A 13,098-nucleotide genomic window follows, 5' to 3' on the forward strand; every position below is an offset into this window, starting at 1 on the left:
GCTGTTCGTCGATCACCCTATTTTCATCGTCGCACTTGATGAGCCTGTTCGCTTTTCCGACGCACGCAGCCTAAGACGATCACGATCAGCAGCTCAATTGAACGCAGATATTCGTCCGGCATCTAGAGATACGAAGGTTTAGGGCGCCTCCTCACAAAGCCGACCACTTCCGCCAAAGGGGCAGTCGCGCGCTACGCCGACGCTGCTCGTTCCTGCCGCACCAGCTCGATCACGGCCATATCGATGGCGCATGGACATGCCCACAAGAACAGTCATTCCGATCACCTACGCTGACCCGTCATAGGTGAAGGGCTCAGCGCTGCCGCGGCGGTGTTCGCAATCTCGGCGTCAGTCTCCTTACTCAAGCCCGCAATACCTACTGCGCCCACGACTGCACCGTTGATACGGATTGGCATGCCGCCGCGCAGCACCGGGATGCCGGCAGTGACGAACGCCGTGCGGCCCTGATTTATGTTGTCCTCAATCTCTGCCGTCGACCTCTGTAGCCGCGCCGCCGTTCGTGCCTTCTCGATGGCAAGGTCCACGCTTGCCGGGCGGACATCATCCATCCGCTGGAAAGCAAGCAGATCGCCGGCAGGATCAACCACCGCGATCGCCGAGGGCGCATTCCGCTGCTCTGCGTTCTCCCTCCCGCCTGCAGCACCGTCTGCGCTCCGGCTTGATCGAGGGTCATCACGTTGGCCTTTGTCGATGCCGGCAGCGTGTTTGGCTATAACGGGCCCACGACGTTCGGGACGCAGACCGTCAATGTCGCCAAGAGTAACATCCTCCGCTCGTCGATTGGTGTCGGTCTCACGTGGGGCTCGCCCTTTGGCGCCCTCACCGTCAACTATGTTGTGCCCGTGACCAAGGCTGCCTACGACGTGACGCAACCCTTCAATTTCACGGCCTCGCCGTTCTGATTGGTTTGGTCAGTCGAAAACGACATTTGTGGAACCAGAGGACCAACAATGAGTTCGGGGTGGCAGTCGCGCATAAGTTGTCGCCCGTTATCTTCGACGATGCCGGTCCAGATGAGAGAGGTGGACTTCACCGCCACCCGCCGCAAAACCGTTGCGCGCGCTGAAGCAAAAAGCCCGCAATCGCATAAAGTTCACCGGTCGGCTGTTCCAGCTTGGCAGCCGTCGACGCCATGAGCCTTGCAGTTATGTGACGGGCTACATTAGCCCGTACCCCGACAATGGCCGACATCGGCCGGATCGGCAGCGTCCGCGCTCTAGCCTGGCCAAGTTCAAACCGCGGGAACCATGGGGCCGTAATAGGCGCCCCAGTGATACCACGGGTCCCACTCGTAGGCGCGTCGCCGCCACGGGTGCCGCTCGTAGCCGCGTTCGTGAGCAGGGAAAACGCGGTCGCCGTGATACGCTTTCGCGCTGCTCGCCATACGACCATCTCCTAGGGCGCTACCGGATGCGAATGCATTGGTGGGGATAAAAGAACCGCCAAGTGCAACGGCGATTGAAAGAGCAACCATGATCTTACGCAAGATGAACTTCCTTTTCATCACGACTTCCGCCGTACCGCGGGCGATCGCGCCAAGCCCCTCCGAGTTGCCTCGAACAGTCGATTTCAGCGGCGCCTCGCACTGGTGCTCGTGCTGACTTCAATAGGCCGGCGAGTAGCCTTGCCGCTGGTTCGCAGACGCATAACGCGGATTGATACCGCAGTATGCATCTGTACCAGACGCACTTGCCATGCACTGGCGATAGGACGGAAACTGGCAGTTGCCAGGATAGCCCCACTCCGTTCCTTGCAGGCAGTACCGATCAACTGCGGGGGCTGCCAAACTTGGGGTGGCGGTCGCAAGGAGGGCAACAACAGAGAACCCTGCGAATAGAACTATGTGCATCGATTCAACTCCTGGCTTGTATTTAGAGGGCGAACGGTCCCGGCCGCATTCTCGCGGGGATCGAGGATGCGCGAACTAGGATCGTTCCTGCGGGTCCGCTGGGGAGAGAGGCACCGCTGCTGGTCTATGTGCGTTCGGACGGCCATAACACGAAGCTATCGCGGCTTCACGACCGGTCAAATCGGCGGGATCCCAGAGCCTGCTTGAGGCGGCTATTGAACTTCGAGCGCGCCAAAGTTCAGTCTCCCGTGGGAGGGACAAGCTGTAAATCGGCGTGGGTGGTGGCGCCCGCCTCCGCAACGAGCTTCGAGACGTGGCGGCAGTTCTCGCTACCTGTGAACAGAAGGATTGGTGTTGCGCCAAGTGGGCACTGCGTTTGTCACGCCTACCGAAGGCCAGTTGTACGACCCCACCGAGGGTGCGGTGACAGTTCCGACAGACGTTCCGGATGTCCCGTAGGTCCCTGATGGTGGTATCGACAATCCGGACGTTCCATAGGCAGCGGATTGCATTGTCGAGACGTCGTGCCTCACATAGGCGTAGCTCTCCCCTTCCGCAGCAAGGGGCGCGACCGCGAGCCCCACGGTGATGAAGGCGACAGTCATAAAGTTGATGGTCATCATGATAGGTCCTCTCTCGTGAGAGATAGGGAGCAACGCGCGGTCTTCACGGCTCGACATCCTGAATTCTCGTTCAATAAGGTGATCGCACGCCGAGGCGGTCCGCCGCACATGGCCCGCCAATTCAGAGCGCCTGCCTGCGAACCTCATTCGCAATCGCCTTCAGCGAGTTCGGCGGCGCCGGGCCCACAAGGCTATAGCCAATGCCGTCGTCCGCCCAGGCAATGCCGGTGGCGCCGGCGTTTGAGTGTGTTGTGATCGGTGCGTTCTGGTCGGCGCTGCTCATCGGCCGCGTCAGCACGACGACGCGGCTGCCGTGGTCGTCGTCATACATGAACATTGCGGCTGGTCCGTGCTGGGTCGCGACCAGGCGTCCCCCCATCAGACGGTAGCCTGAACTCGCCAGGTCCGGCACCTTGACAGGCCGGTTGAGCCGACTCGATATCCATTCGACGAGCTGCGTGGTGTCGGATGCTCGCACTTCGACAGGGCGGATCCGATCCGGTGCGTAGACATTGTAGGAATAAGTCGCTTCCTGCGCGAGTGCGGCCAGGCCGCTAGGTGCCGCCTCCAATGAGCCGCGCATGACCCAGCCGCCCAACCCACCCACGCTCAGCAGCAGCATCGCCGCGATCGTCCACCATGCCGGCGGAGAACGACGCCTCTGGCCCTCGACAATGCGTGAGAGGTTCAGCTCGGGTGGCAACGGCTCGTCGGCGATTGGCGCCAGCGCCGAACGCAACAGCTCGCGCTGATCGGTAAAGCCGGCGACGCGCTTGGCGACATCCGGATGATCGGCGAGGTAGGAGCCGACTTCCGCTCGACGCTCCGGCTCGAGCACATCGTCGACATAGGCGTGCAGATCATCCTCCGTAATCGGCCGGTTGTTCATGTCAGCCTCCGCATCGTCACCACATTTCCTGGCGCCCCGGCGAGGCCATCGAGCTCCTGCTGCATTCTCTCGCGTGCTCGCGACAGGCGCGACATCACGGTCCCGATCGGGACGTTCAATACCTTCGCAGCTTCCGCATAAGAGAGATCCTCGACTGCAACCAGCAACAGTACGGCCCGCTGCTCCCCCGGCAGTTTCGCAAGCTTGTCTAGTACGTCTTGATACATGAGCCGATGCTCTTGCGCGGCGGCCCCGCGAAAATCGCCCTCACCCGCTTCCTCGATCGGCACATGCCTGCCGCGCGACGACGTCTGACGGAATTGATCCGTCGCGAGGTTATGCAGGATCGTGAACAGCCATGCGCGCACGCTCCCGTCCCGTCTTTGATGCCAGCGGCTGACAGCGCGCTCCAGGCAGTCCTGCACAAGATCGTCCGCGTTCGCGCGGTTGCGCAACAGGGCGCGAGCATAACGGCGGAGGGCGGGGATCAGCGGCTCGACCTGAACCAACATATCCTTCATCTCGCCCTCCGCCTGCGTTCCTTCCCGAACGTCAACGGGTCTCAATCTGGATCGCCTCGCCGGGCATGGCTGGTTCGCCGGACGCGATCACAAGATATCGCCTGTCGGCGTTTGTCCCCTGATCGACGATCTGCCGGATCGGGCCGACGGCGTTGACGATAGCCGATCCTGCCGGGTTCGTCATGAACGCTGCGAGCGACTGCAACGCGCCGCTGCCGTCCGCATGCTCGGAGAGCGCCAGCACATATTTCTGCTTGGGCTGGAGACCCGTCACCGATGCCTGCAGGATCTGGATCAGGCCTTGGTCGAACAGCGACACGCTGGTCGGCACCTTGCCATCGCCCGTCCGCTGCTTGGGCGCGAGGGCGAGATGGGCAACTTGTCCGGCAACTCCAAGCGGCTGCAGGTTCTCGCGGTTGTCGGGATTTGGCGCAGCGTTGGGGACATAGGCGATCGCCTGGGGTGCCTGACCGATCGGAATGTTGGCAATGACCTTGTTGGTCGCGGTATCGATCGCCACCAGCGCATCGGCGTTCTCGAGGCCGACATAGACGCGCGAGCCATCGCCCGACGGCCAGACGCCGTGCGGCAAATTGCCGACCGGGATGGTCGCGACCTGCGAGAAATCGTCGGTGCGGAATACCTTGACCTCGTTCAAGCCACCGATCGTGACATAGGCGAACGATCCGTTGGCGGTTTGTGCGAAGTTGACATGGTTCGTGATCGGACCGGTATCGATCGTCTTGAGGAGGCCGAACGGAGGACGTGCGTCGAATACCTGCGTCTTTCCGACGTCCTTGAGCGTGAACCAGACCTGCTTGCCGTCGGGCGTCGCGGCGATGTTCGGGCAGAACGGGCTATCCTGCTTCACTTTGGCGACGATCTCGTGATCGGCAACCGCGACGACATCGGTTTCCGGATTGAACGACGAGCAAATGTAGCCGTACTTGCCGTCGGGCGAGAAAATCTGCATGCCAGGACCGCTTGGGGTCGTGATGCGCGTCTTCTCTTCAAAGCTCTTGGCATCGATCACGGATATGTAGTTCTCGCCGCGCACCGTCACCCACACCTCCTTGCCGTCCGGCGTATAGAATGCCTCATGCGGCGAACGACCGACATAGGTCATATGCTTGACCGCGCTGGTCGCGGTGTCGATAAAGGTGACCGAATTCGAGCCGATCGACACCACGGCGAGCGTGTGATGATCGGGCGAATAGCCCATACCGTGAACGAGCACCTGCCCCTTGTAGAGCGGGCTGAAATTGAGCGGCTGCGGATCGCCCAGCCGGATCACGCCGAGTAGCTTGTTGTCGACGGGGTCTGTCACCGACACCGTATTCGAGAACTGCTCGGCCGCATAAATACGGTCGTGATGGCTGATCGGGATGTCAGGCGAGGACAGCGCGCCGGGCGCTTGCCCCGCCCACGCAGCGGACCCTGTTCCGAGCATCGTTGCCGCCAGGAAGACAGTTTTCCACGTTTTCATGTTTCGCTCCTAGTGTTTCATTCCGGAGGACATGTCCATCTGCATGTCCCAATGATGGTGATCGTGTGCCGCAGGGAGAGCCTGCCGTTGCGTCGGCACGGGGGTCGTGTCGGCCGCCGGCTCGCCGATTGCGAGCTTCATCGCGGCGATCTCCTGCATTTGGTCGACGATAATTTCCTGCGCGATCCGCCGAAGCTGCTCGTTCTTGCCGTAGCGCAGCTCGATTACGGCCATGTCGATGGCGCCCTGATGATGCGGGTTCATCATGGCAACGAAGTCGCGATCGACATCGCCGCTGGGCTTCGCCGCCATGTCGTTCATCATCTTGGTCATCGCGGCGTCGTTCTCTTTCAGGAACGTGGATTCCTCGCCGGTCAGCCCGGCCGGAGGATCGGCCGGATGGACTTCATGCGCGAACGCGAGCGGTGGGATCGCGCAAGCAATCAGGACCCGCCCGCCCAACAGGATCGCGGCGAGCCCTGGTCTTCGGAAACGACACCTGCTTGCGAGGGTCGCAATGAATCTGCGGGACTGCTGGTGCATCCTGAACTCCCATGTTGATCGCATGGGGAGTTGGACGAAGCGGCACGCGTTCTATTCCAAGCGGCCGCAAAGGTTCTTCGGCCACGGGCAGATGGCCTTCGAAAATGCCAACGGCAACAATGACTAAGGCACGATCTTCGGCCCGATCACAGATGCGTTAGCGTCCCGCCCAAGGAACACACATAGGCCACGATTAATCGATTTTATCAATCATAATTCAAATATCAATCTGTTGGACCAATTCATCGGCGCAGACCAGTTTTGGCATAACCCGGAGTAACGCCAATGACCTCTGCCATCGACTTCCGCACTTCTCCAGTCAAATCCGTCATCCGCGAGACCATCGCATCGCGGGCGAAGCCAGCCCGCGCTGTCATCCCGGGGGTGGCGCTGGCAGGAGCTATCGCTCTCGTCGCCAAATTGCTTCACGGCGTTCCAGGGATTGCCACCTTCAGCCCCATGATCCTCGCCATCGCGATCGGGATATCCATGCGCAATCTCGTCGGCACTCGGTCCTTCGCCGCCCCGGGAATTGCTTTCAGCATGCGCCGTCTCCTTCGGACCGCAATCGTTCTCCTTGGCTTTCAGATCACGCTGACCCAGCTTGCAGCCGTGGGTGCAAGGGGACTTTTGATCGTCATCGGCACGCTCGTTGCCACCTTCGCCTTTACCCTCGCAACCGGCCGCGCTTTGGGCGTCGACCGAAAGCTCACCGAACTGATCGCCGCGGGCACCTCGATCTGCGGTGCTTCGGCCGTTGTCGCGACCAACAGCGTCACCGGAGCGTCCGACGAGGATGTCGCTTATGCGATTGCCTGCGTCACGATCTTCGGCTCGATCGCAATGTTCGTCTATCCTGTGCTGCCCCATCTTCTGCATCTCGACGGCGCGGCCTATGGCCTTTGGAGCGGGGCATCCATCCATGAGATCGCGCAGGTGGCCGCCGCTTCTTTTCAGAACAGCCAGCGCGCCGGGGAAATCGCGACGGTCGCCAAGCTTGCGCGAGTCATGCTGCTGGCTCCTGTGGTGCTGGCCCTGAGTGTCGGGTCCCGGCTTGCGGCCCGAGGCGCGCCCGGCAGGCCGGCAGCGCCATCCCTGCCCTGGTTCGCAATCGGCTTTGTTGCGGTGACCGCCCTCAACAGTGTCGTGACGATTCCGGCAGGGGTGAGGGACGCGACGATCACCCTGTCCACCTTCCTGCTCACGATCGCACTCGCCGCCATGGGCCTCGAGACTGATGTCTCTAAACTCTACGCGCGAGGTGTGCGTCCGGCTATATTGGGTGCACTTGCCTTCCTGTTCATTGCAACCTTCAGCCTAGCTCTCATTAAATTCATGGGGTGAGCATGACGCTCGAACAACTTCGAATCTTCGCCGCGGTCGCCGACAGGCAGCACGTGACGCAGGCCGCCCGCGAACTGAATCTGACCCAATCGGCCACGAGCGCGGCGATCGCCGCGCTCGAAGGCCGTTATGGCGTCAAGTTGTTCGATCGGGTCGGTCGCGGCATCGTGCTCACGCATATGGGCCGCTCGTTTCTCGGAGAAGCCCGTGCCGTGCTGGCGCGCGCCCATGCGGCGGAGCAGGTTCTGCGGGATTTCGCCGGGCTCAAGGCCGGACGGCTTGTGATCGCCGCCAGCCAGACGGTCGGCAGCTATTGGCTGCCCGCGAGGCTGCTGGCCTTCCAGGTTGTCTATCCCGGCATCGAACTTGACGTGAAGATTGCCAACACCGAACATGTCGCGACGGACGTGCGCGAAGGCATGGCGGATCTCGGTTTTATCGAAGGCGACATCGATGACGCTGCATTGTCGGCCCGACGCCTCGACGGCGATGCGCTGGTCGCCGTCGTGGGCCCGCAACACCCTCTGGCGAACCAGAGAAAGCTGCCTCCAGACTGGATTGCGACGACACCGTGGATCCTTCGCGAGAAGGGGTCCGGAACGCGTGCCATGTTCGAACGGGCCCTGAAGAAGCGCGGAGTACGCCTTTCCGACCTCAAGGTGCAGCTCGAGCTCGCTTCGAACGAGGCCATACGAACGGCGGTCGAGAACGGCCGCTGCGCCGCGGCCATCTCCGATTTGGTGGTCGAAAACGCGATCGCGGCAAAGCGGTTGTTCCAGTTGGAGGGCGAAATGGCGAAACGTTCGTTCTACGCTTTGCGCCACAAGGAGCGGCATGTGAGCAAGGCCGAAGCCGCGCTGATGTCCAGCATCACAGCGGGCCCTGCTGCGTAGGACGGCCTGCGCCCGCAGGACGCACCTCTATTCCATTGCAACATCTGAACTGATGCATCGCCAGCAACGCCGCGGGCAGCGTCAGCACGAGGCAGCTTTGGGCATTCGATCGTGGCCGGCGATCAGAACGATCTGATCATCCCGTTGGATTGCTGCCGTATTGCGGTCTATCTCCTTGAGAAGCGGCAAGCACATCGGACACTCCGCTTGCCAAAACATCGAGATGGAGATTCACAATGATCGCCTCGCACCGCGCTCACCTCGCGATTGTCTTGCTGGCTACCACCACTTCGGTACTCGGTGCATCGCTCGCGCATGCCGGCAGCTCGACGCATTCTTCGGGCAACAGGAGCAACATTCACTCGCAACAGCACCTTCGTTTTACAACAGGACCTCTTCCATGCATTCGCCAGGCGCAACCCCGCCGGCAGGTCGAAGATCCCCTCGCCGACATCAACCTCGGATGACCGGCCCTGCATCGAACGCGAACCCGTTTCAGCATGAGGATCTTGATGCCACTACATCGCAACGATCAGCACGTTCAACCGCTGTCCCGCCGCGCCGTGCTCAAGACCATCGGGGTCGCGGGCATGGCGCTCGCCGGCTCATCGGCCTGGGCCGATCAGTCGGTGCGCCTTCCGTTCGCCAATGGCCCGCAGGAGCGGCCGATCACGCATGACTTCCCTCAGAAGGGAGCCATGATCCTGCAGCGTGCCCGGCCGCCGCTGTTGGAAACCCCGATGGAGGTGTTCGATCGCGGGGTATTCACGCCGAACGACCAGTTCTATGTGCGCTGGCACTGGGCTGTGATCCCGACCTCGGTCGATGCGGACGCCTTCCGGCTCGCCGTACGCGGCCACGTCAACCAGGCGCTGTCCTTGTCCATCGGCGATCTGCTCAAGATGCCTCGCGTCGAGCTCGCCGCCGTCAACCAGTGCTCGGGCAACTCCCGCGGCTTCTTTTCACCTCGCGTCCCAGGCGCACAGTGGGCGCATGGCGCGATGGGCAACGCGCGATGGGTGGGAGTACGGCTCAAGGATGTGCTGGACCGCGCGGGCATCAAGTCCGGCGCGATACAGGTCCGCTTCAGCGGACTGGACGAGCCGGTCGTGCCCGAAGCACCTGATTTCCGCAAGTCGCTCGACATCGATCATGCTCGCGATGGCGAAGTCATGATCGCCTTCGCGATGAACGGCGAGCAGATGCCGCTGCTGAACGGCTTTCCGCTGCGCCTGATCGTGCCGGGATGGTACTCGACCTATTGGGTCAAGATGCTCAGCGACGTCGAGGTCCTCGATCGCGCAGACGACAGTTACTGGATGGCGACCGCGTACACCATCCCGGATACACCGCACGCCAACATCACGCCTGGCCAGACCGGCATCAAAATGGTTCCAATAAGCCGGATGGTGCCGCGGTCCTTCTTCACCAATGTTACGGAAGGTGCGTCTCTTCCGGCTGGTGCCGGCGCGACGATCCGCGGGATTGCCTTCGGAGGCGACACGGGCGTCGCCAAGGTCGAGCTTTCGATGGATGCCGGCCGGAGTTGGCAACTCGCGACACTGGGCGATGACTTTGGAAAATACAGCTTTCGCCGGTGGCACGTGAACATTCCCCAGTTGGTGAAAGGCCATCAATCACTCATGGTCCGCTGCACGAGTCTGAGCGGCGACATTCAGCCCGCAATGCCCAACTGGAACAACAGCGGTTTCATGCTCAATGCCGTCGAGACGGCTCATATCACCGCCATATAGGAGCAGTTTCATGCGACATGCCATCATTGCTCTCGGCACCGCATTCGCCGCCGTTCTGACGCCCGCCTCCGCCCAGGTTCAGCCAGCTCCGGCGATCACATCGACGAACGTCGAGCTTCCATCGGGCGATGCGTTATTTCCGGGCGGATCCAGCGCGGACGCCATCAACAACAACTGTCTGGCCTGTCACTCCGCGGACATGGTGCTGAACCAACCTGCTCTCTCCAGGTCCGCTTGGGACTCCGAGGTCCACAAGATGATCAAGGCTTACAGAGCGCCCATCGAGGAGGGCGACGTACCCGCGATCGTCGATTATCTAGCCAGCACAAAGGGAACACACTAACGTCAGGCCTGCGACCAGGCCGAGCTGGCGTCGTCCAGCCAGCGCTCGGTGTCTTCATTGCTCCAGCCGGGGACGGCGAATCGTGGCCGGCCAGGCAAAGCCGCACCTGGATTTACCAGGCGATGTTTCTGCATGTGCAGACGCGCTGCCGGGCGAATTGGACCGTGCGCTGCAGCGGAAACAGTCGCACACGAAGCCAGCAAAAGACCAAACACTAGCAGACAGCGCATTGAATCGCTCCGAATCATCTTCACTATCGCACGCGGCACAACCGGCGAACCGGCCGGTCTCTACGGGTCCATCCCGAGCGATTGGCCGCCGAACTTGGACGGATCGTTGTAGCTGGGCGTATCGTCGTCATAGACCGGCGGTCGAGAACCTGCATAGGCTGCCCTCGGGATGACGTAGTCACCCAGTGACACGACCGGCCCATGATGAGCCACGGGCCGATGTCGTCCGTGCTTACCGTGGATGGGAGCCGCGCTTGCGCAGGCGGTCAGCGAAATCAGAAATCCCACAGTCAAAAGAGAACGCATCGAACTTTTCTCCAATTGCTCATTTCCCGGAGGTAGGACGTGCCGCTCGTCATCCCAATCCGGGCAGTCGCGCGGCGTATCACATTGCCGTCAGTCCAGGGGGGCGCGGACGATCGATTTCATGACTTCCAATACTGCGCAACGAGCGGCACGACGATTCCAACCAGGACGCCGTTGAGTCCGATACCAAGCGCGGCGAATGCGGCTCCAAGCTCGTTGCGCTCGGCTACTTGCGCGGCCGCAATGCCGCTTCCTGCAACTCCGGCAGCGAGGCCATGGGCCCGCCAGTCGTTGACGTTCAACCTGGTCAGCATCGTCCGACCAACAACGGCCGCCACGATGCCGCCGACAATCGCGAGCGCGGCCGTCAGGGCCGGAATACCGCCGATCTGGCTCGACACCGCGGCAGCGATGGGAGTCGTCGAGGCCTTCGGCGCCATGGAAAGCGCAACAGTGCGTGAGCCTCCGAACAACCACACGAGGCCAATGCCGCTGATCGTCGATGTCACGGAGCCCGCCAACAGCGCCAGTCCGACGCCCGCAAGATTCTCCCTCACCAGCCGGGCGCTTCGCGCCAGCGGAATGGCCAGGGCGACGGTTGCTGGTCCGAGCAGGAAATTGATGAACTGGGTCGCCGTAAAATAGACCGTGTAGTCGGTCCGGGTCACGACGACGACGGCAGCCACGATAGTGATGGCTATCAGCACCGGATTCGCCAACGTCGCCCCTCCGCAAGCCCGCTGCAGCGCGCTGCCGGCCGTATAGGCGGCCAGCGTTACGACGAGCCAGACCAACGGCGTCGCGCCAAGCGAATTCCAGAGATGGTCAATTGCAATCATTGGCGACGGTCCGAGTTGGATCACCCCCGCTCCACACCCTGCACGGTGTCTCGCGCGCGCCGCGCGGCGCGGCGGCGAATGCTCCAGTGCATCACGAGGCCAGTGACAGCCAGGCTGAGCAACGTCGATCCGATCAGGCCGGCGGCAATCGGCAACCATTCCGACCACAACACGTCGATCTCCGCGACCAGGCCGACACCCGCCGGCACGAACAGAAGTCCCATGTGACGGATCAGGGTTTCGGCGACCTGCTCCAGGCTGCCGGTGATCGGCGACCCGGAGCTCGCGCCTCCCTTTCTGAAAGCCAGCGCGGCGGCCAGAATTGACATGCCGATCACAGGTCCGGGTACGGGAAGCCCAACCATTTGGTGGAGCGCGTCGCCGGCAAGCTCACAACCCAGCAGAACGAGAAGAGCGGGTATCATCAATTTGGCCTGAGAGATGCACGCGCTCAACATCCGCGACAGATCGACCCCTCCAGCATCTTTTCAACCCGCGCGTCCTCCTTGTCGATGGCCGCGTTCGTACCGAGCAGCGGGCCTTTCATGGCATGACCGATTGTCCCGGATGAGGGCAGCGCGGTGCCCAGTGAATTCGTGCCCGGCGCCGCAGCGCTCGTGCCAAGCGCGCCGCCACCCATCGACATGTGCAATCCCATCGATCCCATGCCGCCCCGGGCGAATGCTGTGGTGGCGGAGAGGACGAGACAAAGCGCGATGCAAAGCGGCGATAACAGCCTCATGATTCATACTCCAGGCGTTGAGGTGACCTGAACTCGAAGTAGGCCTCAGGCACGCCTCTCGCCGAGCACGATGGCGAGAGCAATCATGACAAAGAATACAGATTCGATATCGGGGCGTTCATAGCTCGAAGCGTAGTTCGCTTTCTCGGAAGAGTGATCTGCGACGATGCACCGTCGCCGATGAAAATTCCTACATCAGACACATCAAGAACATTCGATTCGGGAAACGCCACAAGGAGAGCAGTAGTAAGCGCGGGCCGCTCATTCTCCGCACGAATGAGAGAATGGAGAACGATGATGACTGTATTTAAGACACTGATTGCTGCGGCGTTGATCTCGACGGCATCAATCCCATCCGCATTTGCGGCGTGGTCCTTCGCCGACCAGGAGCCGGCGGCGTACGCGTCGATGTATCCGAACCGGGACGTCCTGAACGGCGGCGCCCTGACGCCGGCGGGCAGGATGGGCCTCGAGCGCGCCGGCGGCGCGGCTCCCGTGTTCGCCGGCCGCAACGTCCATATCGGGCCGAGATACCGCTAAGCGCAGGGCGTCGCGAAGCGTCATGCGGGGTGCTGCCGCAACCTGCGGCGCACCCTGTTTGCTATTCGAAGTTTCTGCATCAGCTCCTGTGTCATTCGCGTAGCGATCTTGCGCAGCAATTATATTTGGTTTCGCTGTCTCTCGGCCAGCCGTCGCGATCTTCCCGAACATCATG

The 13,098-nt window shown here is 61.8% G+C and carries 18 protein-coding genes; 6 read left to right on the plus strand and 12 right to left on the minus strand.

Annotated features, from left to right (window positions below; all coding sequences use genetic code 11):
• Positions 1–281 precede the first annotated feature (281 nt).
• Positions 282–770, minus strand: coding sequence for a GlcG/HbpS family heme-binding protein (locus B5V03_RS41780; protein WP_283811554.1), 489 nt, complete (start codon positions 768–770; stop codon positions 282–284).
• Here B5V03_RS41780 and B5V03_RS41785 point away from each other — a divergent pair.
• Complete coding sequence (locus tag B5V03_RS41785) at positions 699–923, plus strand: BamA/TamA family outer membrane protein (RefSeq protein ID WP_245502387.1); 225 nt, start codon at positions 699–701, stop codon at positions 921–923. The two genes, B5V03_RS41780 and B5V03_RS41785, sit on opposite strands and share 72 nt — an antisense overlap.
• 329 nt (positions 924–1,252) lie before the next feature.
• Here the strand turns inward: B5V03_RS41785 and B5V03_RS31770 are convergent, their stop codons facing one another.
• From B5V03_RS31770 to B5V03_RS31800, 7 genes are all read right to left on the minus strand, one after another.
• Positions 1,253–1,525 (minus strand): hypothetical protein, encoded by a 273-nt coding sequence (locus tag B5V03_RS31770; protein WP_129274346.1) that lies wholly within the window; start codon positions 1,523–1,525, stop codon positions 1,253–1,255.
• A 99-nt stretch (positions 1,526–1,624) separates the two neighbouring features.
• Positions 1,625–1,870 carry a DUF3551 domain-containing protein gene (locus B5V03_RS31775; protein WP_129274347.1) on the minus strand — a complete coding sequence of 82 codons (246 nt, stop codon included), beginning with the start codon at positions 1,868–1,870 and terminating at the stop codon, positions 1,625–1,627.
• Between the two features lie 329 nt (positions 1,871–2,199).
• On the minus strand, positions 2,200–2,493 hold the full coding sequence (locus B5V03_RS43070; RefSeq protein ID WP_433995353.1) for a hypothetical protein: 294 nt from the start codon (positions 2,491–2,493) through the stop codon (positions 2,200–2,202).
• Between the two features lie 121 nt (positions 2,494–2,614).
• Complete coding sequence (locus tag B5V03_RS31785) at positions 2,615–3,382, minus strand: anti-sigma factor family protein (protein WP_129274348.1); 768 nt, start codon at positions 3,380–3,382, stop codon at positions 2,615–2,617.
• On the minus strand, positions 3,379–3,903 hold the full coding sequence (locus B5V03_RS31790) for a sigma-70 family RNA polymerase sigma factor (RefSeq protein WP_129274349.1): 525 nt from the start codon (positions 3,901–3,903) through the stop codon (positions 3,379–3,381). The genes B5V03_RS31785 and B5V03_RS31790 overlap by 4 nt, the downstream gene beginning before the upstream one ends.
• 31 nt (positions 3,904–3,934) lie before the next feature.
• A complete protein-coding gene (locus tag B5V03_RS31795) occupies positions 3,935–5,389 on the minus strand; it encodes a YncE family protein (protein WP_129274350.1) in 1,455 nt (484 codons plus the stop codon).
• 9 nt (positions 5,390–5,398) lie between these two features.
• The gene (locus B5V03_RS31800) at positions 5,399–5,932 is read right to left on the minus strand and encodes a DUF305 domain-containing protein (RefSeq protein ID WP_164988426.1); all 534 of its coding nucleotides are present in this window, start codon (positions 5,930–5,932) and stop codon (positions 5,399–5,401) included.
• A gap of 285 nt (positions 5,933–6,217) precedes the next feature.
• On the opposite strand from B5V03_RS31800, the gene B5V03_RS31805 reads away from it, so the two are divergent.
• From B5V03_RS31805 to B5V03_RS31820, 4 genes are all read left to right on the plus strand, one after another.
• Positions 6,218–7,276 carry a YeiH family protein gene (locus B5V03_RS31805; protein ID WP_129274352.1) on the plus strand — a complete coding sequence of 353 codons (1,059 nt, stop codon included), beginning with the start codon at positions 6,218–6,220 and terminating at the stop codon, positions 7,274–7,276.
• Positions 7,277–7,278: 2 nt separating this feature from the next.
• Complete coding sequence (locus tag B5V03_RS31810; protein ID WP_129274353.1) at positions 7,279–8,169, plus strand: LysR family transcriptional regulator; 891 nt, start codon at positions 7,279–7,281, stop codon at positions 8,167–8,169.
• A 512-nt stretch (positions 8,170–8,681) separates the two neighbouring features.
• Positions 8,682–9,923 (plus strand): molybdopterin-dependent oxidoreductase, encoded by a 1,242-nt coding sequence (locus tag B5V03_RS31815; RefSeq protein WP_129274354.1) that lies wholly within the window; start codon positions 8,682–8,684, stop codon positions 9,921–9,923.
• Between the two features lie 10 nt (positions 9,924–9,933).
• Positions 9,934–10,266 (plus strand): cytochrome c, encoded by a 333-nt coding sequence (locus B5V03_RS31820; RefSeq protein ID WP_129274355.1) that lies wholly within the window; start codon positions 9,934–9,936, stop codon positions 10,264–10,266.
• Between the two features lie 290 nt (positions 10,267–10,556).
• Here the strand turns inward: B5V03_RS31820 and B5V03_RS41790 are convergent, their stop codons facing one another.
• From B5V03_RS41790 to B5V03_RS31840, 4 genes are all read right to left on the minus strand, one after another.
• The gene (locus tag B5V03_RS41790) at positions 10,557–10,802 is read right to left on the minus strand and encodes a hypothetical protein (RefSeq protein WP_164988427.1); all 246 of its coding nucleotides are present in this window, start codon (positions 10,800–10,802) and stop codon (positions 10,557–10,559) included.
• Between the two features lie 119 nt (positions 10,803–10,921).
• Positions 10,922–11,596, minus strand: coding sequence for an LrgB family protein (locus B5V03_RS31830; protein ID WP_206736210.1), 675 nt, complete (start codon positions 11,594–11,596; stop codon positions 10,922–10,924).
• Between the two features lie 65 nt (positions 11,597–11,661).
• Positions 11,662–12,099: a CidA/LrgA family protein gene (locus tag B5V03_RS31835; protein ID WP_206736211.1), complete on the minus strand. Its 438-nt coding sequence runs from the start codon at positions 12,097–12,099 to the stop codon at positions 11,662–11,664.
• On the minus strand, positions 12,093–12,287 hold the full coding sequence (locus B5V03_RS31840; protein WP_245502389.1) for a hypothetical protein: 195 nt from the start codon (positions 12,285–12,287) through the stop codon (positions 12,093–12,095). The genes B5V03_RS31835 and B5V03_RS31840 overlap by 7 nt, the downstream gene beginning before the upstream one ends.
• 393 nt (positions 12,288–12,680) lie before the next feature.
• On the opposite strand from B5V03_RS31840, the gene B5V03_RS31845 reads away from it, so the two are divergent.
• Positions 12,681–12,923, plus strand: coding sequence for a hypothetical protein (locus B5V03_RS31845; protein WP_129274358.1), 243 nt, complete (start codon positions 12,681–12,683; stop codon positions 12,921–12,923).
• Positions 12,924–13,098 lie beyond the last annotated feature (175 nt).

Origin of the sequence: Bradyrhizobium betae, from assembly GCF_004123905.1 — a bacterium.
GTDB lineage: Bacteria > Pseudomonadota > Alphaproteobacteria > Rhizobiales > Xanthobacteraceae > Bradyrhizobium > Bradyrhizobium betae_A.